Source organism: Pseudomonas sp. PDM24 (genome assembly GCF_019218905.1).
Taxonomy (GTDB): domain Bacteria; phylum Pseudomonadota; class Gammaproteobacteria; order Pseudomonadales; family Pseudomonadaceae; genus Aquipseudomonas.
The window spans coordinates 1254053-1275710 of sequence record NZ_JAHUWR010000001.1 but is presented as its reverse complement, the minus strand read 5'-3'; the positions used below and the strand labels follow the sequence as shown (position 1 = coordinate 1275710).

15 protein-coding genes are annotated in these 21658 nt (G+C 58.7%); 11 read left to right on the top strand and 4 right to left on the bottom strand.

The window, feature by feature from the left end:
* The first annotated feature begins 428 nt into the window (after nucleotides 1–428).
* The 4 genes from mexE (at nucleotide 429) to KW837_RS05810 (ending at nucleotide 7690) form a co-directional block, all read left to right on the top strand.
* Nucleotides 429–1682, top strand: coding sequence for a multidrug efflux RND transporter periplasmic adaptor subunit MexE (mexE, locus tag KW837_RS05825; protein WP_007905572.1), 1254 nt, complete (start codon nucleotides 429–431; stop codon nucleotides 1680–1682).
* Nucleotides 1683–1697: 15 nt separating this feature from the next.
* A complete protein-coding gene (locus tag KW837_RS05820) occupies nucleotides 1698–4889 on the top strand; it encodes an efflux RND transporter permease subunit (protein ID WP_007905573.1) in 3192 nt (1063 codons plus the stop codon).
* The gene (locus KW837_RS05815) at nucleotides 4886–6307 is read left to right on the top strand and encodes an efflux transporter outer membrane subunit (RefSeq protein ID WP_123496923.1); all 1422 of its coding nucleotides are present in this window, start codon (nucleotides 4886–4888) and stop codon (nucleotides 6305–6307) included. Before KW837_RS05820 ends, KW837_RS05815 begins: the two co-directional genes overlap by 4 nt.
* A 327-nt stretch (nucleotides 6308–6634) precedes the next feature.
* Nucleotides 6635–7690 (top strand): tetratricopeptide repeat protein, encoded by a 1056-nt coding sequence (locus tag KW837_RS05810; protein WP_123496925.1) that lies wholly within the window; start codon nucleotides 6635–6637, stop codon nucleotides 7688–7690.
* A gap of 49 nt (nucleotides 7691–7739) precedes the next feature.
* On the opposite strand, the gene KW837_RS05805 is transcribed toward KW837_RS05810, so the two are convergent.
* The 4 genes from KW837_RS05805 to KW837_RS05790 all read right to left on the bottom strand — a co-directional run bounded on the left by KW837_RS05805 (nucleotide 7740) and on the right by KW837_RS05790 (nucleotide 13747).
* The gene (locus KW837_RS05805) at nucleotides 7740–8117 is read right to left on the bottom strand and encodes a response regulator (protein ID WP_008069938.1); all 378 of its coding nucleotides are present in this window, start codon (nucleotides 8115–8117) and stop codon (nucleotides 7740–7742) included.
* Between the two features lie 44 nt (nucleotides 8118–8161).
* Complete coding sequence (locus tag KW837_RS05800) at nucleotides 8162–9376, bottom strand: hybrid sensor histidine kinase/response regulator (RefSeq protein ID WP_218394849.1); 1215 nt, start codon at nucleotides 9374–9376, stop codon at nucleotides 8162–8164.
* 76 nt (nucleotides 9377–9452) lie between these two features.
* Complete coding sequence (locus tag KW837_RS05795; protein ID WP_218394848.1) at nucleotides 9453–10268, bottom strand: protein-glutamate O-methyltransferase CheR; 816 nt, start codon at nucleotides 10266–10268, stop codon at nucleotides 9453–9455.
* Nucleotides 10268–13747, bottom strand: coding sequence for a response regulator (locus tag KW837_RS05790; protein ID WP_218394847.1), 3480 nt, complete (start codon nucleotides 13745–13747; stop codon nucleotides 10268–10270). The genes KW837_RS05795 and KW837_RS05790 overlap by 1 nt, the downstream gene beginning before the upstream one ends.
* 260 nt (nucleotides 13748–14007) lie before the next feature.
* Here KW837_RS05790 and KW837_RS05785 point away from each other — a divergent pair, with 260 nt between their 5' ends.
* The 7 genes from KW837_RS05785 to KW837_RS05755 all read left to right on the top strand — a co-directional run bounded on the left by KW837_RS05785 (nucleotide 14008) and on the right by KW837_RS05755 (nucleotide 21656).
* Entirely contained in the window at nucleotides 14008–14370 is a 363-nt protein-coding gene (locus tag KW837_RS05785; RefSeq protein ID WP_218394846.1) for a response regulator, read from the top strand.
* A gap of 53 nt (nucleotides 14371–14423) precedes the next feature.
* Nucleotides 14424–15713 carry a glycosyltransferase gene (locus tag KW837_RS05780; RefSeq protein ID WP_218394845.1) on the top strand — a complete coding sequence of 430 codons (1290 nt, stop codon included), beginning with the start codon at nucleotides 14424–14426 and terminating at the stop codon, nucleotides 15711–15713.
* Between the two features lie 195 nt (nucleotides 15714–15908).
* Entirely contained in the window at nucleotides 15909–16814 is a 906-nt protein-coding gene (locus tag KW837_RS05775) for an AraC family transcriptional regulator (RefSeq protein ID WP_063343635.1), read from the top strand.
* A 398-nt stretch (nucleotides 16815–17212) separates the two neighbouring features.
* A complete protein-coding gene (locus KW837_RS05770) occupies nucleotides 17213–18523 on the top strand; it encodes a sugar ABC transporter substrate-binding protein (RefSeq protein ID WP_218394844.1) in 1311 nt (436 codons plus the stop codon).
* 128 nt (nucleotides 18524–18651) lie between these two features.
* Nucleotides 18652–19578 (top strand): carbohydrate ABC transporter permease, encoded by a 927-nt coding sequence (locus KW837_RS05765; protein WP_218394843.1) that lies wholly within the window; start codon nucleotides 18652–18654, stop codon nucleotides 19576–19578.
* Nucleotides 19579–19588: 10 nt separating this feature from the next.
* A complete protein-coding gene (locus tag KW837_RS05760; RefSeq protein WP_192343026.1) occupies nucleotides 19589–20419 on the top strand; it encodes a carbohydrate ABC transporter permease in 831 nt (276 codons plus the stop codon).
* A gap of 133 nt (nucleotides 20420–20552) precedes the next feature.
* Nucleotides 20553–21656, top strand: a complete 1104-nt coding sequence (locus KW837_RS05755; protein ID WP_218395160.1) for an ABC transporter ATP-binding protein — start codon at nucleotides 20553–20555, stop codon at nucleotides 21654–21656.
* Nucleotides 21657–21658 lie beyond the last annotated feature (2 nt).

Below are 21658 nucleotides of genomic sequence, written 5' to 3'. Positions count from 1 at the left end.
GCATGGCGTCCCTTTTTGCCAAGAGTGCAGCGTTCACTATCCGAAAGGATAGTCGGTTCTGCTGTCATCAGGTCTTTTGTGGGGAAAGTGCGCGAACTTTAGTCCTGAACATTCAGGAAATGGGACAGGGTCCATGGCCTACTTGCGCAACTTACGGCTCCTTGTATGGGGATTTGTGTATGCCGCCGGTCCATGTGTGGAAGCCTGCTCGCGATGGCCACAACGCGCTTAATGCCAATCCTTACACTCCGTGCAACACTGAATTGTCATCATTTCATTTGAAAGCCCGCCAATGGGAGGTGCATGCTAGAGGGCTAGCAATGAACTTATATCATTCCGAATGATAGTTACCTTCGGTTCATTCGATTCGTGCCATACAACCCCGCCAAGCATCATCCGTCCATCTCAATACATTGGCGGATGCATCCATGGAACAGTCACTCAAACATTTGCGCTTCCCCTTGGCCTTGTTGGCCGTGCTGGTGATGAGCGCCTGCGGCAAGACCCCGGACGCTGCCGCCACGATGCCCGCGGCCAAAGTCAGCGTGGCCAAGGTGCTGGAGCAACCGGTCAACGAGTGGGACGAATTCACCGGGCGCCTTGAAGCGCCGGAAACGGTAGAGATTCGTCCACGGGTTTCCGGCCAGATCGATGATGTGGCCTTCACCGAAGGCGCGTTGGTCAAGAAAGGCGACCTGCTGTTCCAGATCGATCCGCGTCCATTCCAGGCTGAGGTCCGCCGCCTCGAAGCCCTGGTTGCCCAGGCTCGCGCCACCGCCACCCGCAGTGAAAACGAATCCCAGCGCGGCGAACGTCTGCGCACCAGCAACGCGATTTCCGCCGAACTTGCCGACTCGCGCACCAGCGCCGCTCAAGAAGCACGCGCCGCCGTCGGCGCGCTCCAGGCGCAACTGGACCTGGCCAAACTGAACCTGAGCTTCACCCGCGTCACTGCGCCTATCAGCGGCCGTGTCAGCCGTGCGGAAATCACCGCCGGCAACCTGGTGACCGCCGATACCACCGCGCTGACCAGCGTGGTGTCCACCGACAAGGTTTACGCCTACTTCGACGCCGACGAGCGTGTCTTCCTTAAATATACCCAGCTCGCCCGCCAGGGCCAACGCGGCGCAACCACGCCGGTTTACCTCGGCCTGTCCAATGAAGACGGCAACCCGCACCAGGGCCAGATGAACTTCGTCGACAACCAGGTCAACCCGAAGACCGGCACCATCCGCGGTCGCGCGGTGTTCGACAACAGCGACGGCACCTACACCCCAGGGCTTTATGCACGCCTGAAACTGGTGGGCAGCGGCACTTACTCCGCGGTGTTGATCAACGACGAAGCGGTCGGTACCGACCTGGGTAAAAAGTTCGTGCTGGTGATGGATGCCGACAACAAAACGGCTTACCGCCCCGTCGAACTGGGTCCGAAGATCGAAGGTCTGCGCATCGTGCGCAGCGGCCTGAACAAAGACGACACCATCATCGTCAAGGGCTTGCAACGGGTTCGCCCTGGATCACCGGTCACCCCTGAAGTGATCCCGATGGCCAGCCAGGAAACCCTCGCGGCGCTGGCTCAACAACGACAAGCGCTGGAAGCCAGCAACCTGCCCCAAGTCGCACCTGCCAAGGTCGCGCCGGGTACGGTTGTGAAAGTGGCTGCTGCCACTCCACGCGGTTAAGGGACCATTACTCCGATGAATTTTTCCCAATTCTTCATTTCACGGCCGATCTTCGCAGCGGTACTGTCGCTGCTGATCCTGATCGCCGGCGCCATCTCGCTGTTCCAGTTGCCGATCAGCGAATACCCGGAAGTCGTGCCGCCGACCGTTGTGGTCCGTGCCAACTTCCCGGGCGCCAACCCTAAAGTCATCGGTGAAACCGTGGCCGCTCCTTTGGAGCAAGCCATCACCGGCGTCGAGAACATGCTGTACATGTCCTCACAGTCCACCGCTGACGGCAAGATCACCCTGACCATCACCTTCGCCCTGGGCACTGACCTGGACAACGCGCAGGTGCAGGTTCAGAACCGCGTGACCCGGACCGAGCCCAAGCTTCCCGAGGAAGTGACGCGTATCGGTATCACCGTCGACAAAGCTTCGCCCGACCTGACCATGGTTGTGCACTTGACCTCGCCGGACAAACGCTACGACATGCTCTACCTGTCCAACTACGCCTTGCTCAACATCAAGGATGAGCTGGCGCGTCTGGGCGGTGTCGGTGATGTGCAGCTGTTCGGGATGGGCGATTACTCGCTGCGGGTGTGGCTCGATCCGAACAAGACTGCTTCGCGCAACCTGACCGCGACCGATGTGGTCACCGCGATTCGTGAACAAAACCGTCAAGTAGCGGCCGGTGCCCTGGGCGCTCCGCCTGCGCCGAATGCCACGGCGTTCCAGTTGTCGGTCAACACCCAAGGTCGTCTGGTTTCCGAGGAAGAGTTCGAGAACATCATTATTCGCTCCGGTGAGAATGGTGAAATCACTCGCCTGAAAGACATCGCTCGCGTCGAACTCGGCTCCAGCCAATACGCCCTGCGTTCCTTGCTGAACAACCAGCCGGCGGTGGCGATCCCGATCTTCCAGCGCCCTGGCTCCAACGCGATCCAGATCTCCAACGACGTCCGGGAGAAAATGGCCGAGCTGAAGAAAAACTTCCCGGAAGGCATGGACTTCAGCATCGTCTATGACCCGACGATCTTCGTGCGCGGCTCCATCGAGGCGGTGGTTCACACACTCTTCGAAGCGCTGATCCTCGTGGTACTCGTAGTGATCCTGTTCCTGCAAACCTGGCGTGCCTCGATCATCCCGTTGGTGGCGGTGCCGGTTTCGCTGATCGGTACGTTTGCCGTGATGCACCTGTTCGGTTTCTCGTTGAACGCCCTGTCGCTGTTCGGGCTGGTACTGGCCATCGGTATCGTGGTCGACGATGCGATTGTGGTGGTGGAAAACGTCGAGCGAAACATCGGGCTCGGATTAACCCCTGTAGAAGCCACCAAGCGTGCGATGCGCGAAGTGACCGGTCCGATCATCGCGACGGCGCTGGTGCTGTGTGCGGTGTTTATCCCGGCCGCGTTCATCTCCGGCTTGACCGGGCAGTTCTACAAGCAATTCGCCCTGACCATTGCGATCTCGACCGTGATATCGGCCTTCAACTCGCTGACCTTGTCGCCAGCGCTGGCCGCCGTATTGCTCAAGAGCCATGACGCGCCGAAAGACCGCTTCTCCAAGGTTCTGGACAAGCTCTTCGGTGGCTGGTTGTTCCGTCCGTTCAACCGCTTCTTTGACAAGGCCAGCCATGGTTATGTCGGCACCGTGGGCCGGGTTATCCGCAGCAGCGGTATCGCCTTGCTGGTGTACGCCGGCCTGATGGTGTTGACGTTCTTCGGTTTCTCCAACACCCCGACCGGTTTCGTACCCGGCCAGGACAAGCAATACCTGGTGGCCTTCGCGCAACTGCCGGATGCCGCGAGCCTGGATCGTACCGAAGACGTGATCAAGCGCATGTCCGACCTGGCCCTGAAACAGCCTGGCGTGGAAAGCGCCGTGGCCTTCCCGGGTCTGTCGATCAACGGTTTCACCAACAGCCCTAACGCCGGCATCGTGTTCGTCACCCTGAAACCGTTCGACGAGCGTAAGGATCCGAGCATGTCCGCCGGTGCGATTGCCGGTGCATTGAACGGCCAGTATGCCGGGATTCAGGAAGCCTACATGGCGATCTTCCCGCCGCCGCCGGTACAAGGCCTGGGCACCATTGGCGGTTTCCGCCTGCAGATCGAAGACCGGGGCAACCTGGGCTATGACGAGCTGTACAAAGAAACCATGAACATCATCACCAAAAGCCACAGCGTGCCGGAACTGGCCGGTCTGTTCACCAGTTACACCGTGAACGTGCCGCAGGTCGATGCCGCCATCGACCGGGAAAAAGCCAAGACCCACGGCGTGGCCGTCAGCGACATCTTCGACACCCTGCAGATCTATCTGGGCTCGCTGTATGCCAACGACTTCAACCGTTTCGGTCGTACCTATCAGGTCAACGTTCAGGCCGAGCAACAGTTCCGCCTCGAATCGGACCAGATCGGTCAGCTGAAAGTGCGTAACAACCGTGGCGAGATGATCCCGTTGGCGACCTTCATCAAGGTCAGCGACACCTCGGGCCCGGACCGCGTGATGCACTACAACGGCTTCATCACCGCTGAAATCAACGGTGCGGCAGCCCCCGGCTACAGCTCCGGCCAGGCCGAGAAAGCCATCGAGAAACTGCTCAAGGACGAATTGCCCAACGGCATGACCTACGAGTGGACCGACCTGACCTACCAGCAGATTCTGTCCGGCAACACAGCGCTGTTCGTGTTCCCGCTCTGCGTACTGCTGGCGTTCCTGGTGCTCGCGGCTCAATACGAAAGCTGGAGCCTGCCACTGGCGGTGATCCTGATCGTACCGATGACCCTGCTGTCGGCCATCACCGGTGTGATTGCCTCGGGCGGTGACAACAACATCTTCACCCAGATCGGCCTGATCGTACTGGTGGGACTTGCCTGTAAGAACGCGATTCTGATCGTCGAGTTTGCCAAGGATAAACAGGAAGAAGGCCTCGGCCCGCTGGCAGCGGTGCTGGAAGCTTGCCGTCTGCGTCTGCGGCCGATCCTGATGACCTCCTTCGCGTTCATCATGGGTGTGGTGCCTCTGGTCTTCTCCAGCGGTGCCGGTGCCGAAATGCGTCATGCCATGGGTGTGGCGGTGTTCTCCGGGATGCTCGGGGTGACCTTCTTCGGTCTGTTGCTGACGCCAGTGTTCTACGTACTGATTCGTAACTTTGTGGAGCGCGGTGAAGCGCGCAAAGCGGCCAAGGCGCTGAAATTGGAAAAGCAACTGGAGGCGCAACAATGAGCCTGAAAGCCTTCCTGCCGAGCCTTCTGGTGCTGGCCCTGAGTGCCTGTGCCGTTGGCCCGGACTACAAAACCCCAACCACGGAGGCGGCCAACATCACGGCCGCCACCGATGGCAGCGCCGGTCAGAAGAACTTCGACCGCGCCCGTTTCGAAGGCATCTGGTGGCAGCAGTTCGACGATCCGACCCTCAACCAGTTGGTGACCCAATCCTTGCAAGGCAACCGTGATTTGCGCGTGGCCTTCGCTCGCTGGAAAGCGGCCCGGGCGATTCGCGATGACGCCAGCAATGACGCCATGCCGACCATCACCAGCCGCGCCAGCAGTGATCTGGCCAAGGGGCAGATTCCCGGCCAGACCACCGACCGGGTCAGCAGTGAACGCTATGACCTGGGCCTGGACATGGCCTGGGAACTGGACTTGTTCGGTCGCATCCAGCGCAACCTGGAATCCAGCGACGCTGAACAGCAGGCCGCCGAAGCCGATCTTTACCAACTGCAAGTCACCATGATTGCCGAACTGGTGGACGCCTATGGCCAACTGCGCGGTGCACAACTGCGAGAAAAGATCGCCCTGGCCAACCTGAACAACCAGCAGGAATCGCGCAAGATCACCGAAAGCCTGCGTGATGCAGGTGTCGGCGATCAGCTGGACGTGGTTCGCGCCGATGCGCGCCTGGCGTCTGTCGAAGCCAGCGTGCCGCAACTGCAGGCCGAACAGGTGCGTCAGCGCAACCGCATCGCCACCCTGCTGGGTGAGCGTCCGGACAAGCTGACCGTCGACTTGAGTCCAAAAGACTTGCCAGCCATCGCCAAGGCCCTGCCCATCGGTGATCCGGGCGAGCTGCTGCAACGGCGTCCGGACATCCGTAGCGCCGAACGCCAACTGGCGGCCGCCACCGCCCGTATCGGCGTGGCCAAGGCTGATTTGTTCCCACGGGTCAGCCTCAGCGGCTTCCTCGGTTTCACCGCCGGGCGCGGGTCGCAGATCGGTTCCTCGGCGGCCAACGCCTGGGCACTGGGCCCAAGCATTACCTGGGCGGCATTCGACCTGGGCAGCGTGCGCGCCCGTTTGCGCGGTGCCGATGCTGAAGCCGAAGGCGCCCTGGCGACCTACGAGCAGCAAGTGCTGCTGGCGCTGGAAGAGTCGGAAAACGCCTTCAGCGATTACGGCAAACGTCAGCAGCGCCTGATCTCGCTGATTCGTCAAAGCGAATCAAGCCGCGCCGCTGCGGATCTGGCCGACATTCGCTACCGCGAAGGCACCGTGGACTTCCTCGTGTTGCTCGATGCCCAGCGTGAGCGCCTCGCAGCCGAAGACACCCAGGCCCAGGCCGAAGTCGATTTGTATCGCGGCATTGTCGCGATCTACAAAGCCCTTGGCGGCGGCTGGCAACCAGAGACGGTCGCCAGCAAGTAACGTTTCAACGAGCTCCTTTGGTTGGCCGCAACCAACCAATTCTTTTGCCCCGCGCCTCATTCGGTCGCGGGGCTTTTTTTTGATTCTTCACAGAACCTGTGGGAGCGGGCTTGCTCGCGAAGAGGCCGGTACATCCGACAGATATTCTGTGGCTGGCATACTGCATTCGCGAGCAAGCCCGCTCCCACATGGATTTGGGGGTGTCAGGATTGGACAGTTCTACGCCCCCAAGGCTCGAATCGCGAAAACCTCACTCCTGGTTTGACTCACAGCCCGGCCTGACCGAAGCTGATGACCTTGCAAAAACCTGCCACCCCGGATTCCTGCATGCCTCAGTCCCGCCGCTACTTGCTCATCAGCGTTTGTGTATTGTTTGCCCTCGCCCTCGCCTGGTTTTTCCTGCGCAGCACGACGCCCGTGGTGCCGGCGGCGATCAAGCATGGCTACAGCGAAGCGCTGGCCCAGGCTCGTGCAGGTCAACCGGGGGCGGCGCGGGTGCTTTATCAGCAATTGGGGCGCCCTGACCTGTCGACCAAGCGTCGTGTCTGGCTGCATGCCGAACTGCCCAACTACCCAAGCCCGCAAGCTTTGAAACTGGCCGATGCAGACCTGCAACACCCCTCGGCGGATGTGCGCATCGCGGCGATCAAAAGCATCAGCGGGCTGGTGCCCGGTGGACAGCGCAGTCTGTTGCTGGGCCCCTTACTCGATGACAGCGACCCCAACGTCCGGTTTGCGGCGGTCAACGCGTTATTGGGTCTGACGCCGGATGAGCTGGGATTGTATTTCGGCCCCTTGGAGCAAGCCATCGACGCCTGGGAACAGGTCCTCAAGCATCGGCCGGAAAGTGCTGAAACCCAATATCAACTGGCGCGCCTGCATTTGCACAATGCCGAGCTGAAAAATGCGCAGCAGGCCTTGGAACGCACGTTGCAACTGGAGCCCGGCAACCTGCCGGCACTGGTGATGCAGATCGAAGTGCTGGATAAACAGGGCCAAAGCGATGCGGCCAGGCAATTGTTGGCCAAGCAATTAAAGGCGCAGCCCGATTCGGCCTACCTGCAACATGCCCTGGGGCTTTGGTTGCTGCATCACGGGCAAAGTGAGTTCGCTCTGCTCGGGTTGTCCAAAGCCGTGGAGCTTGAGCCCGACAACAAGGATTACCGCTACGACCTGGCCACCACGCTGCATGGCGAGCAAGAGCTGGAAGCGGCGCAGAACCAGCTGCAGGAAATCGTCCAGCGCCACCCGGCCGATCGCAAGGCGCGTGTGCTCTTGATCAACTATTGGAAGGAAAGCGGTCAGTTGCAGAACGTGCAGATTCTGTTGGCACAGCTGGAGCAGCTAAACCCCGACGATCCGGCGTTGCAGCAAGGGCTTTAAGATCAAAAGATCGCAGCCTGCGGCAGCTCCTATGGGGGGCCAGCCGTCTTCAGGACAGCATGTCCTGCATGATCTGTTGCAACACATCCAGATCGAACGGCTTGCCCAGGATCGGCGCTTTGCGGGTGATCGGGCTGTCGGTCTCGCGAATTTCCTGCGGGTAACCGCTGATGAAGATGACCTTGAGCTCCGGTCGCAGCTTCACGGCGGGTTCGGCGATCTGCACGCCAGTGATTCCCCCCGGTAAGCGGAAGTCGGTGATCATCATGTCCAGATGCGGTTTGCTCGCCAGAATTTCAAAGGCCTGCTCGCCGTTTTCGGCTTGCAGCACCCGGTACCCCTCACCCGACAAATAAGCAGACAGCACCATCAAGATCGAAGGGTCATCCTCGACGATCAGTACCACATCTTGTGCATCTTCACTCATGGAAAGCCTTTGTTCGGTCAATAGCTGCTGATACGACCGTGCGGTCACTCAGAGGTTGCGTTTATTGGGCTGTTTTCCTGCAGCGGCAGACAAACGCGAAACAAGGCGCCTTCGCCAATCCGGCTCTCGACAGTGATGGAGCCACCGTGGGCGGCGACAATCTGCTCCGAAATAAACAGCCCCAGGCCCAACCCCGCCACAACGGCCTTGGCGGAAACCCGTTCGAACTGCTGAAAAATGCGCTGCTGATCCTCTTCACCGATCCCGATACCGCGATCCTGAATCTCGAGCCACGCTTGCCCGTCCTGATTGTACACGCGTACGTCAATCGGGCTCTTGGCGCCATAACGCAACGCATTGGTCAGCAGGTTGGAAATCACTTGTTCGATACGGAACTCGTCCCAGTGGCCCACCACCGGCTGCTCGGCCGTCAAGGTCATCGACGACTCGGCGGCCTCGACCTGCGGGGCAAAGTTTTGTAGAAGATTGTTCACCAGTTGTACAAGGTCAAACCGACTGGGGCGGATCGACAGCTTGCCGGTGCGGATCCGCGACACATCGAGCATGTCTTCGATCAGGCGGATCAGGCTTTTGATCTGCCGCTCGTCGCGGTCGACCATGGCGTGCATCTTGTCCAGCGTGAATGCTGCAGCGTTATTCCGGGCCAGGTGCATTTTACGCAACTGAGTCTCAAGAATCAGGCCATTGAGCGGCGTACGGACTTCATGAGCCACGATGGACATGAAGTCATCACGCATGCGCACCGCCTGCTCCAGCTCATTCTGGGTGTTCTGCAACTGTTTGAGCAGCGCCTCCTGCTCCCGGCGACTTTGCTCCAGCGCTTCGACCTGATGCTTCATCGCTTTGCTCTGGCGATACAGGTCGACAAAGACATTGACCTTGCTCTTGACCGCATGAACGTCCAGCGGCTTGTGCAAGAAATCTACCGCACCGCTTTCATAGCCCTTGAACGCGTAATTAAGCTCGCGGCCGGCGGCACTGACGAACACAATCGGGATGTTTTTGGTTTTTTCCGTGCCGCGCATCAACTCGGCCAGCTCGAAGCCGTTCATGCCGGGCATCTGCACATCGAGAATGGCCATGGCGAATTCATGCTGCAGCAACAGCGACAAGGCTTCGTCGGCGGACAGGGCTTTGTAGACGATACGGTCTTCACGCCTGATCAATGCATCGAGCGCCAGAAGGTTTTCCGGCAGGTCGTCGACGATCAGTAATTTGGCCAGGACATTACTTAACATACGATTCGTTCCAGCTCGACAAACAGACGGTCAATGCCGCGAAGATCCAGCCGATGAGTATCCAGCACTGCCCTGTTCATGATTTGCGATAGATCCGTTCTGGTTTGACCAATGCTTCAAATTGATTGCCATAGGCCGAGAAATCCACGGTTTCCTTACTACCCAGTGCCAGAAAACCCCGATGACACAGCGATTCGTGAAACAAGCCCAACGCACGACCCTGAAGCTTTTTATTGAAATAAATCAATACATTACGACATGAAATTAATTGAGTTTCCGAGAACACACTGTCGGTGGCCAGGCTGTGATCGGCGAAGGTCACGTTGTCGCACAGGCTCTTGTCGAAAATCGCATAACCATAGGCCGCCGTGTAGTAATCGGCGAACGACCGCTGACCACCCGCCTGCTGGTAGTTGTGAGTGTAGGCCCGGACGTTCTCCAGGGAGAAAATCCCCTGCCGCGCTTTATCCAGCGAGTGCGGGTTGATGTCGGTGGCATAGAGAATGGTGCGATCCAGCAGGCCTTCTTCGCGCAGCAGAATCGCCATCGAATAGACCTCTTCGCCAGTGCTGCAACCGGCGATCCAGACCTTGATCGACGGATAAGTCTTGAGCAGTGGCACCACTTCCTGACGTAGCGCCAGGAAATGCGAAGGGTCGCGGAACATTTCACTGACCGGAATCGTCAGCAATTGCAGCAATTGCATGAACGCGGTCGGATCATGCAGAACCTTCTCTCGCAGCGCCGAGATGGTTTTGCACTCGAACTGACTCAAGGCGTGATTGACCCGGCGTTTGATCGACGCGCTGGAGTAATCGCGAAAATCGTAGCTGTACTTGAGGTAGATCGCCTCGATCAATAAGCGCAATTCGGTTTCGGTGTCGCGCTCCACTAGATTCGTTCCATCTTCGGTAACCACACACGAATCAAAGAGAACAGGCGATCCAGGTCGATAGGCTTGGCCAGATAGTCGTTGGAACCGGCCTGCAAGCAGCGCTCCTGATCGTCCTTCATCGCCTTGGCCGTCACCGCAATGATCGGCAGCTTGCGCCAGCGCGGGTCCTTGCGGATTTCGAGGGTGGCTTCGAAACCATCCATCTCCGGCATCATCACGTCCATCAGCACTAGGTCAATGTCCTCGACTTCATTCAATTTCTCGATCGCCTCACGGCCGTTGCGACCAATGACCACGATTGCGCCTTTTTGCTCCAGCGCGCTGGTGAGGGCGAAGATGTTGCGTACATCGTCGTCCACCAACAGCACTTTACGGCCCTCGAAAACCTTGTCCCGGCTGCGGGCGATCTTGAGCATCGTCTGACGCTCCTGGGACAAGCGGGATTCGACCTTGTGCAGAAAAAGTGTCACTTCGTCCAGCAACCGCTCGGGCGAGCGAGCGCCCTTGATGATGATCGAACGCGAATACTTGCGCAGCTCGGCCTCTTCGTCCCGGGTCAGGTTACGTCCGGTATAGACGATCACTGGCGGGAACGAGCAGATATCCTCGGTCGACATGCGTTTGAGCAAGTCATTGCCGAGCATGTCCGGCAGTTTCAGGTCGATGATCATGCAGTCGAAAATCGTGGTGCGCAGCAGGTCCAGCGCATCCTGCGCCAGGCCGACAGCGGTGATTTCAATGTCCTCGTCGCCGATCAGCCGAGCGATGCTGTCGCGTTGCACATCATCGTCTTCAACCAGCAAGACCCGTTTGACCTTCTGCGTCAGTTTGGCTTCGAGGCGGGCAAATACCTCCTTGAGCTCCTCGCGGGTGGTGGGCTTGACCGCATAACCGATGGCGCCCATGTGCATGGCCGCCTCGACACGGTCTTCGACCGAAATCACATGCACCGGGATGTGCCGGGTTGCGGCATGTTCTTTCAGACGCTGCAATACCGTCAGCCCGGAGTGATCCGGCAGGCGCATGTCCAGCAGAATCGCATCAGGGAGGAACTGCATGGCCAGGTCGTAACCTTCGTCGGCGCCGTGGGCCACCAGGCACTGATAACCCAGTTCATGGGCCAGATCGTAAAGAATGTGCGCAAAGTTGGGCTCATCCTCCACGACCAGGATGCGGCGGGTAGCGAATGGCGCCTTGTTGCGATCATCGTCGAAACGCGGAATGTCGACGTCGGCAATCAATGGCCCAGGCGCAGAAATCACCGCGTTTGTAGGCTCGGCCACTGTCGTTGCATTCATCGCCTCGTCTGGTTCGACGTAGTGCTGCGGCAGCACCAGGGTGAACACACTGCCCTGCCCAGGCGTGCTGGTCACGCTGATGGAGCCGCCCAATAACGTGGCCAGATCACGCGAAATCGACAAACCCAGGCCGGTGCCGCCGTAACGACGATTGATGGTGCCATCGGCCTGACGGAAGGCTTCGAAAATGCTTTCCTGCTGATCCGGCGCGATACCGATGCCCGAATCGCGGATGATAAAGGCAATGCCCTCGCCCGGTTGAGCAGCGACGCTCAGGCTGACAGTGCCTTTCTCGGTGAACTTCACGGCGTTGGACAGCAGGTTCTTGATCACCTGCTCCAGGCGCTGGCGGTCGGTGAACAGCATCAGGGGCGCATCGGCCAGCAATTGCACCTGGAAATCCAGGTTCTTTTGCGCAGCCAACGGCTGGAACATGCCACGCAGGCCTTCCACCAGACGCGCGACACTGGTGTTTTCCGCTCGCACCTCAAGCTTGCCGGCCTCGACCTTGGAAATGTCGAGAATGTCGTTGATCAGGTTGAGCAAATCATTGCCGGCGGAATAGATCGACTCGGCGAACTTGACCTGCTCGGCACTGAGATTTTCCTGCGGGTTTTCCGCCAGCAGCCTGGCCAGAATCAACGAACTGTTCAGCGGCGTGCGAAGTTCGTGGGACATGTTGGCGAGGAATTCGGATTTGTACTTGCTGGAGCGCTGCAACTCTTCGGCGCGCGCTTCGAGCTCAACCTGGGCCAGATTCAGCTCGGTGTTTTTCTGGTCCATGGCATCGCGTTGCGCGGCCAGGATCTGCCCCTGCTCGGCGAGTTGTTCGTTGGTCTGCTCCAGCGCTACCTGCTGGGTTTCCAGGTGCCCCTGGGATTCCTTGAGAATCCGCGACTGCTCTTCCAGCTCCTCGTTGGCGCTCTTGAGTTCTTCTTGCTGAACCTGCAGCTCTTCGTTGAGTTGCTGGGCTTCGGCCAGCACCTCCTGCAAACGTTGACGATAGCGAGCGGCCTCGATCGAGGTGCCGATGTTGCCGGCAATCAATTCGAGCAGTTCAACATCACGATCCGTCAGCGTGCGCAGGAACCCCAGTTCGATCACACCGTTGACCCGATCGTCATCGCTGGTCGGCACCACCAATACGCTATGCGGTAAACCTTCGCCCAGGCCGGAACTGACTTTGAAGTAGTCGCCTGGTACGTCATCCAGACGAATCAAACGCGCCTGTTGCGCCACTTGGCCGACAATCCCTTCGCCACTGTAGATCTGCTGTTCAAGCGCTTCCTGCTCCCGGGAGAAACCGTAAGACGCGATACGCTTCAGGCCACCATGATCCTCACGGACATAGATCGCCGCGACCGCCGTGCCTAAATATTGCGCACAGAACTGCAAAATGTTGCGCCCCAATACATTGAGCGATAGCTGCCCCAGGACTTGCTCGGCCAGTTCGGTCTGGCCGTTACGTAACCAGGCTTGCTGTTCCAGGCGCCGGGCACTGGCCTGTTGTCCGGCGAGATTGGTGCTGTAACTTTGCGACAGTTTGAGCAAGTCCCGACGACCAATGTAGGCCAGCAACCCGCTGATAGCGGCCACGAACAGCAGATAAAGGGCGATGCTCCAGATCGTGGTTTGGCGCACTTCCTCGTTGCGTGTACCACGCAACTGCTGCTCCAGGTCGATAACGTCTTCGAATTGCTTGCGGATCTCATCGGTCAGCCGCTTGCCACGCCCGGCCTTGACGGCGCCACGGTAGTCACCGCTGGCGCGCTGCAAATCGATCATCGCTTGCGCGTAATTGGCCCATTCTGTCTGCAAGGCCTGGAGCCGGCGCAGACGATCAGTCTGGACCGGATTGTCGGCAGTCAATTCGAGCAAGGTATTGAGCGCGACGGCGATTCTCGGCTTGGCCGTCTCGTAGGGATCGAGGAAATGTTCGTCGCCACTGAGCAGGAACCCACGCATGCCGGTTTCCAGATCGACGGTCAGCTTTATCGCCTCATTGGCATTATTGATCACCCGGTCGGTGTGCTGGACCCACTGAATCACCGACAGCAGGTAGGTGATCAGCGAAACGAAGAAAACCGCACTGATGACGCCCACACCCAATGGCAGGCTGACGTTGCGGCTCAGGAGTTTACGGAATCGTTGCTCATCAACCGAGGACGCAGAGGTCATGGGGAAGCCTTGTCGTACTGTTGAAAAGCATCGAGTCTGCCCCAAAACGTCCGGGCTCATCCATTTTTCTGACATGTTTTGCGGCAAAAACCTGCATTTAGCTGCTCTGGGACAAAGGAGCGGTTATTCTCTGCGGCTCTTGTGCGGCTATTGTTTTTGTAGCGCGTCGGGCACCTGTCGTGATTCATCACTCAATCACGCAAGAACCCGGCGGTTTCGATTGTCCGGCAACCGCGAATTCAACCTTTGAGAGCCCCACTATGTCCGCAGACACCTCCACCATTCTAGTCGTCGAAGACGATGCCATCGTACGCACGCTGATCGTCGATGTGCTGGAGGAGCTCGAATACAAGGTGCTTGCGGCGGATGGCTGTGAAGCGGCGCTGGAGTTCATCAATGATGAAGACCAGGACATCGACTTGATGATGACGGATGTAGGGTTGCCGGTCATGGACGGTCGGGAATTGGCGAAGCAGGCGCGCATGCTGCGTCCCGAATTGCCGATTCTGTTCGCCAGCGGCTATGCCGAAAGCATCGAGGTGCCTGACGGCATGCATATCATTGGCAAGCCGTTTTCCATTGATCAGTTGCGGGACAAGGTCAAGGACATCCTCAAGGCCTGATTTTTCCCCCCCGATTTTCTGCGTTCTCTACCCGCGTCAAGGAATACCCGTCAATGAGTCAACCCCGCGCAACCAAAGTCCTGGTGATTGGTTACGTCTGGCCCGAGCCCCGCTCTTCTGCGGCCAGTGGGCATGTGATGCAAATTCTCGATATGTTCCTGCAGCAAGGCTGGGACATCACCTTCAGCAGCCCGGCCGGCACCGGTGAGCACCGTGCGGACCTGACCGCGTTGGGCATCCGCGAAGTGCCGATCGAGTTGAATAACAGCAGTTTCGACACCTTTGTCAGTGAACTGGCACCGGATATCGTGTTGTTCGACCAGTTCATGATGGAAGAACAGTTCGGCTGGCGAGTAGAGAAACACTGCCCCGACGCCTTGCGCGTGCTGGAGACCTCCGACCTGCAAAGCCTGCGACATGCCCGGCATCAGCGACTCAAGGAGCGCTTGAAGGCCAGTGATGACGCCAATGATTTCAGCGAGTTATTCGCCCCTGCATTGCGCGAAGAGTTCGAGCTCATGGCCGGTACCGATCTGGCAAAACGGGAGATCGCCGCGCTGTATCGCTGCGACTTGAACCTGATGATCTCCGAAGTGGAGATTGAATTGCTGGTCGAGCAGTTCGGCTTACCACAACAACTGCTGCACTGGTGCCCGTTGATGGTCGAACCGCTGACCACCGCATCGTCAGCCTTTGAAGACCGTGCGCATTTCCTCAGTATCGGTAACTTCCGCCACGCGCCCAACTGGGACGCCGTGCTCTGGATGAAAACCACGATCTGGCCGCTGATCCGTGCACAGCTCCCAGAGGCGCAACTGCATATCTATGGCGCCTATACGCCGCCCAAAGCCACCGCCCTGCACAATGCGGCCCAAGGGTTTCATGTGATGAACTGGGCAGAAGATGCTTTGCAAGTCATGTCCGCGGCGCGGGTATGCCTGGCGCCGTTACGCTTTGGTGCGGGTATCAAAGGCAAGATTGTCGACGCCATGCTGTGTGGCACGCCCAATGTCACCACCCCGATTGGCGCAGAAGCGATGCACCGCGAACAGCCGTGGCCGGGCGCCGTGACCCGAACCGCGCGCGAGTTCGCCGATTGTGCGGTTCGTCTTTATAAAGACAAAGACCTCTGGATGAGTGCCCAATCCCATGGCCAGCAATTATTAGCCGATCGCTATCAGCCCGCGATACATGGCCCGGCGCTGATCGAGAAGTTGTTGTATTGCCAGCAACACCTGGCACAACTTAGAAGGGATAACTTCACCGGCAGCATGTTGCGCCATCATCATCACAAAAGCACTCAATACATGGCGCAGTGGATTGAAGCAAAAAATCGCATTTAAGAAAATGCTGAGCTTCGCCCGCCGAACGCAACAAGAACTTATCAGCACTTGAAGGGACGCCCTACGAAACGTTCTACTGATCGCTGTCTTCGACCACCATTCGCTATCGAGCAGCCACGGTCAGTGTCGCAGGCTGGTACAGAGAGCCTGGAAAGAGGCATGATCAACGGGCGATAACAATAAAAGTGTCCTGACATGAGCCGACCAGCCAGAGTTACCGATCCTTCCTACGAATTGATGGACGACCATAACGGGTTGTCCATCATCTATCGTCAGCATGGCTTCCCGTGCCCTTTGGTGCGCTGGCATTTCCACAAGGAATACGAACTGCACCTGATCGTCGCCAGCTCCGGCAAGGTGTTCATTGGTGACTACATTGGTAACTTCTACCCGGAAACGCTGTTCCTGACTGGTCCCAACCTGCCTCACAACTGGATCAGCCAGGTGGCCGAAGACGAAGTGGTGCCCAAACGCGACATGCTGGTCAATTTCACTGACGAACTGTTCGAAAGCGGCCATCAGGTGTTCGCCGAGCTCAAGACGCTTGCACCCTTGCTGGAGCGCGCGCAGTACGGCATCGAGTTTCGCTGCAAGCGCACGATTCGCCAGGCCATGACCTTGATGCAGCGCATCGCTGATACCAAGGGCATGACCCGGCTCGGGCATTTTTTCATTCTGCTGGAGTTGCTGGCGGCATCCGATGACTATCAGTTGCTGTCCGGTGCCACGACGCCGCAATTGGCCGATGAACACAATATCGACCGCACCAACCGGGCGGTGGATTACATCTTTGCCCATTACGCCCGGGAACTGCCGCTGGAAGAAGTCGCCGAGCACTTGGGCCTGAAGCCGACCTACTTCAGCCGAGTGTTCAAACAGGCCACCGGGCGCTGCTTCATCGAATTCGTCAATCGTCTGCGCATCAGCAAATCCTGCGAGCTGCTGGCCGATGGCGACAAAACGGTGACCGATGTGTGTTTCGAATCGGGCTTCAATAATATTTCCAACTTCAACCGGCGTTTCCAACAGCTCAAGGGCATGACGCCGTCGCACTATCGGCGGTTGGCGGTGCAGCGTTTGACTGAGCAAAACCTGGGCTGAAGACCTTGGTCATGTGGTGATTTTCAGATCGCCTTCGCGGGCAAGCCTCGCTCCTACAAGAGCGAGGCTTGCCCGCGAAGGGGCCGATGAAACCTGTACAAATTCAATGACCGCCCGCCTCTGCAAAGCCTTACCACATCACCCTGTAGGAGCGAGGCTTGCCCGCGAAGGGGCCGGTGAAATCTATACAAATTCAATGACCGCCCGCCTCTGCAAAGCCTGTCCTTGCATCTCCCGCCCCAAACCCCAGTGCAAAAAAGTATCGGTCACAGTGCGATGGATGATTTGTCACCCCATCAATTGAAGGCTGTAATCAGTGCACATTCTTCCTGCGCAGGAAGACACAAAAACAATAACTGTCCTTCTGTAACCCGCCGGGTGCAGAAAAGGAGTGCACGATGCAACCTTCTGTAAAAGCTCTGCTTGCTCTCACCTGCATGACCCTCAGTAGCGTCAGCCTCGGCGCCCAGACCCTGACCATTGCCACCGTCAACAACAGCGACATGATCCGCATGCAAAAACTCTCGAAAACCTTCGAGGCCGAGCATCCGGACATCAAGCTCAATTGGGTGGTGCTCGAAGAGAACGTCCTGCGCCAACGCCTGACCACCGACATCGCCACCCAGGGCGGGCAGTTCGATGTGTTGACCATCGGCATGTACGAAGCCGCACTCTGGGGCGCCAAGGGCTGGCTGGAACCGATGAAGGACTTGCCGGCCAGTTACGCCCTCGACGACGTGTTCCCTTCAGTCCGGGAAGGCCTCTCGGTCAAGGGCACGCTCTATGCCCTGCCGTTCTACGCGGAAAGCTCCATCACCTATTACCGCACCGACCTGTTCAAGGACGCCGGGCTGACCATGCCCGAACGCCCGACCTGGACCCAGATCAGCGAATTTGCCAGCAAACTCACCAACAAAGACAAAGAACAGTACGGCATCTGCCTGCGCGGCAAGGCGGGCTGGGGCGAGAATATGGCACTGATCACCACTGTCGCCAATGCTTACGGGGCACGCTGGTTCGATGAGCAGTGGAAACCGGAATTCATCGGCCCCGAATGGAAAAACGCGCTGAACTTCTACGTCGACACCATGAAGAAGTCCGGCCCGCCGGGCGCCTCAAGCAACGGCTTCAACGAAAACCTGGCGCTGTTCAACAGCGGCAAATGTGCGATCTGGGTCGATGCCAGCGTCGCCGGCTCGTTCGTCACCGACAAGACCCAAAGCAAGGTCAGCGATCACGTCGGCTTCACCTACGCACCGCATGAAACCACCGACAAAGGTTCGGCCTGGTTGTATTCCTGGGCGCTGGCCATTCCGACCAGTTCCAAGGCCAAGGACGCGGCGAAAACGTTCAGCGCCTGGGCCACTTCCAAGGAATACGGTGCGTTGGTCGCGGAAAAAGACGGCATCGCCAACGTGCCGCCAGGCACTCGTACTTCGACTTACACCGAGGCCTATATGAGCGCCGCGCCGTTCGCCAAGGTGACGCTGGAATCGCTGAAGGCTGCGGACCCGAGTAAACCGTCCCTCAAGCCCGTGCCCTATGTCGGCATCCAGTTGGTGACCATTCCTGAGTTCCAGGCCGTGGGCACCCAGGTCGGCAAACTGTTCTCGGCAGCGCTGATCGGCCAGACCACGGTCGACCAGGCTTTGACCGCCGCCCAGTCAACCACCGAACGTGAGATGAAGCGTGCCGGTTATCCCAAGTAATCCCGGCCCCTGTAGGAGCGAGGCTTGCCCGCGAAAGCGGTGTGTCAGACAAATCGCCTTCGCGGGCAAGCCTCGCTCCTACTGGTTTTGCGCTATGCCTGCTTTCGCACTTAATCGGTTCTATCGCCATGAATATTTCAACTGTCAAAGCTCACATGGACATTGCCCAACCGGTGCGTAAAAGCCGGTTGACCAACCCAGGCTGGTTTCTGGTCAGCCCCTCGGTGGCGCTGTTGCTGCTGTGGATGATCGTGCCGCTGGGCATGACCGTCTATTTTTCAATGATCCGCTACAACCTGCTCTACCCCGGTGAAAACCAGTTCGTGGGGTTGGAGAACTTCAGCTACTTTCTGAGTGATTCGGGCTTTCTACCCGGCGCCACCAACACCCTGTTGCTGGTGGGCAGCGTGCTGCTGATCAGCATAGTGTTCGGCGTATTGATCAGTGCGTTGCTGGAGGCCAGTGAGTTTCTCGGTCGCGGCATCGTGCGGGTGATGTTGATCTCGCCGTTCTTCATCATGCCCACCGTCGGTGCGCTGATCTGGAAGAACCTGATCTTTCACCCGGTCTCGGGGATTCTCGCCTACATCTGGAAGCTGTTCGGCGCGCAGCCGGTGGACTGGCTCGCGCATTACCCGCTGCTGTCGATCATCATCATTGTCTCGTGGCAATGGCTGCCCTTCGCGATCCTGATTCTGATGACCGCCATGCAGTCCCTCGATCAGGAGCAGAAAGAAGCCGCGCGCCTGGACGGTGCCGGCCCCATCGCGATCTTCTGGCACCTGACCCTGCCGCACCTGGCGCGGCCGATTGCAGTGGTGGTGATGATCGAAACCATCTTCCTGCTGTCGGTGTTCGCCGAAATCTTCACCACCACCAACGGTGGCCCCGGTTATGCCTCGACCAACCTCGCCTATCTGATCTACAACCAGGCGCTGGTGCAGTTCGACGTCGGCATGGCGTCCGCCGGTGGTTTGATCGCGGTGTTGATTGCCAACGTCGCCGCCATCGTGCTGGTGCGGATGATCGGCAAAAACCTGACAGACAAAGCCTGAGGCCTGCGCCATGACTCTTCAACAATCCCGTCGTCTGCAAAGCCTGCTGCTGGGCACCCTGGCCTGGGCCATTGCGATCCTGGTTTTCTTCCCGATCTTCTGGATGGTACTGACCAGTTTCAAAACCGAAATCGATGCGTTCGCCACGCCGCCACAGTTCATCTTCACACCGACGCTGGAGAACTACCTGCACATCAACGAGCGCAGCGACTACTTCAGCTTTGCCTGGAACTCGGTGGTGATTTCCTTCAGCGCCACGGCCCTGTGCCTGCTGATCGCGGTGCCGGCGGCCTACTCCATGGCGTTCTACGAAACCCAGCGCACCAAAGGCACGCTGTTGTGGATGCTCTCGACCAAGATGCTGCCGCCGGTGGGCGTGTTGATGCCGATCTACCTGCTGGCCAAGAGCTTCGGCCTGCTGGACACGCGCATCGCGCTGATCGTGATTTACACGCTGATCAACCTGCCGATCGTGGTCTGGATGATTTACACCTACTTCAAAGACATCCCCAAAGACATCCTCGAAGCCGCACGCCTGGACGGCGCAACGCTGTGGCAGGAAATGGTCCGGGTGTTGCTGCCGATCGCCAAGGGCGGCCTGGCTTCCACGGTTCTGCTGTCGCTGATCCTGTGCTGGAACGAGGCGTTCTGGTCGCTGAACCTGACCTCGTCCCAGGCCGCGCCACTGACCGCGTTGATCGCCTCGTACTCAAGCCCCGAAGGTTTGTTCTGGGCCAAGTTATCGGCGGTGTCGACCCTGGCCTGTGCGCCGATCCTGATCTTCGGCTGGATCAGCCAGAAACAATTGGTCCGCGGCCTGTCGTTCGGCGCCGTGAAATGAATCCGATCCGATCCCTGTAGGAGCACGGCTTGCCGGCGAAGGCGGTTTGATGGACGCCTTCGCCGGCAAGCCTGGCTCCTACAGAAAAGCCCGTCCGGCTCAACTGAATAACAACACCTGGAGGCCCATCATCATGGCCAACCTGAAAATCAAAAATCTGCAAAAAGGCTTCGAAGGTTTTTCCATCATCAAAGGCATCGACCTGGAAGTGAATGACAAGGAATTCGTGGTGTTCGTCGGCCCGTCGGGCTGTGGTAAATCCACCCTGCTGCGACTGATCGCCGGCCTTGAAGAAGTCAGCGGCGGCACCATCGAACTGGATGGCCGCGACATCACCGAAGTCAGCCCGGCCAAACGCGACCTGGCGATGGTGTTCCAGACTTACGCCCTGTACCCGCATATGAGCGTGCGCAAAAATATGTCGTTCGCGCTGGACCTGGCCGGTGTAGCGAAAGCCGAAGTCGAGAAAAAAGTCGGCGAAGCGGCGCGCATCCTTGAACTCGGGCCGATGCTGGAGCGCAAACCCAAGCAACTGTCCGGTGGTCAGCGTCAACGCGTGGCCATCGGGCGGGCGATCGTGCGCAACCCGAAAATTTTCCTGTTCGATGAACCGCTGTCCAACCTCGACGCCGCCCTGCGGGTGCAGATGCGCCTGGAACTGTTGCGCCTGCACAAAGAACTGCAAGCCACGATGATCTACGTGACCCACGACCAGGTCGAAGCGATGACCATGGCTGACAAAGTCGTCGTCCTCAATGGCGGCAAGATCGAGCAAGTCGGTTCGCCACTGGACCTGTATCACCAGCCGGCCAACCTGTTTGTCGCAGGCTTCCTCGGCACACCGAAAATGGGCTTCCTCAAGGGCAAAGTCACCCGCGTCGAAAGCCAGCGCTGCGAAGTGCTGCTGGACGCCGGCACCCGCATCACGTTGCCGCTGAGCGGCGCCAACCTCAGCGTCGGCGGCGCGGTGACCCTGGGCATTCGCCCGGAGCATCTGAATCTCGCGCAAACCGGCGACTGCACCTTGCAGGTCACGGCAGACGTTAGCGAACGCCTGGGCAGCGACACTTTCTGCCACGTCCTGACGTCGTCCGGCGAAGCGCTGACCATGCGTGTTCGCGGCGATCTGGCCAGCCGTTATGGCGAAACCCTGAGCCTGCACCTGGATGCCGAACACTGCCATTTATTCGATGCCGACGGCGTGGCGCTGACCCGCCCACTGCGCGCCGCAGCCTGATC

Coding starts and splice junctions, on each gene's coding strand:
- KW837_RS05790 (WP_218394847.1), bottom strand. CDS start 13,747: ATGACCTCTGCGTCCTCGGTTGATGAGCAACGATTCCGTAAACTCCTG.
- KW837_RS05765 (WP_218394843.1), top strand. CDS start 18,652: ATGAATATTTCAACTGTCAAAGCTCACATGGACATTGCCCAACCGGTG.
- mexE (WP_007905572.1), top strand. CDS start 429: ATGGAACAGTCACTCAAACATTTGCGCTTCCCCTTGGCCTTGTTGGCC.
- KW837_RS05775 (WP_063343635.1), top strand. CDS start 15,909: ATGAGCCGACCAGCCAGAGTTACCGATCCTTCCTACGAATTGATGGAC.
- KW837_RS05810 (WP_123496925.1), top strand. CDS start 6,635: ATGCCTCAGTCCCGCCGCTACTTGCTCATCAGCGTTTGTGTATTGTTT.
- KW837_RS05800 (WP_218394849.1), bottom strand. CDS start 9,376: ATGTTAAGTAATGTCCTGGCCAAATTACTGATCGTCGACGACCTGCCG.
- KW837_RS05780 (WP_218394845.1), top strand. CDS start 14,424: ATGAGTCAACCCCGCGCAACCAAAGTCCTGGTGATTGGTTACGTCTGG.
- KW837_RS05785 (WP_218394846.1), top strand. CDS start 14,008: ATGTCCGCAGACACCTCCACCATTCTAGTCGTCGAAGACGATGCCATC.
- KW837_RS05815 (WP_123496923.1), top strand. CDS start 4,886: ATGAGCCTGAAAGCCTTCCTGCCGAGCCTTCTGGTGCTGGCCCTGAGT.
- KW837_RS05820 (WP_007905573.1), top strand. CDS start 1,698: ATGAATTTTTCCCAATTCTTCATTTCACGGCCGATCTTCGCAGCGGTA.
- KW837_RS05805 (WP_008069938.1), bottom strand. CDS start 8,117: ATGAGTGAAGATGCACAAGATGTGGTACTGATCGTCGAGGATGACCCT.
- KW837_RS05760 (WP_192343026.1), top strand. CDS start 19,589: ATGACTCTTCAACAATCCCGTCGTCTGCAAAGCCTGCTGCTGGGCACC.
- KW837_RS05755 (WP_218395160.1), top strand. CDS start 20,553: ATGGCCAACCTGAAAATCAAAAATCTGCAAAAAGGCTTCGAAGGTTTT.
- KW837_RS05770 (WP_218394844.1), top strand. CDS start 17,213: ATGCAACCTTCTGTAAAAGCTCTGCTTGCTCTCACCTGCATGACCCTC.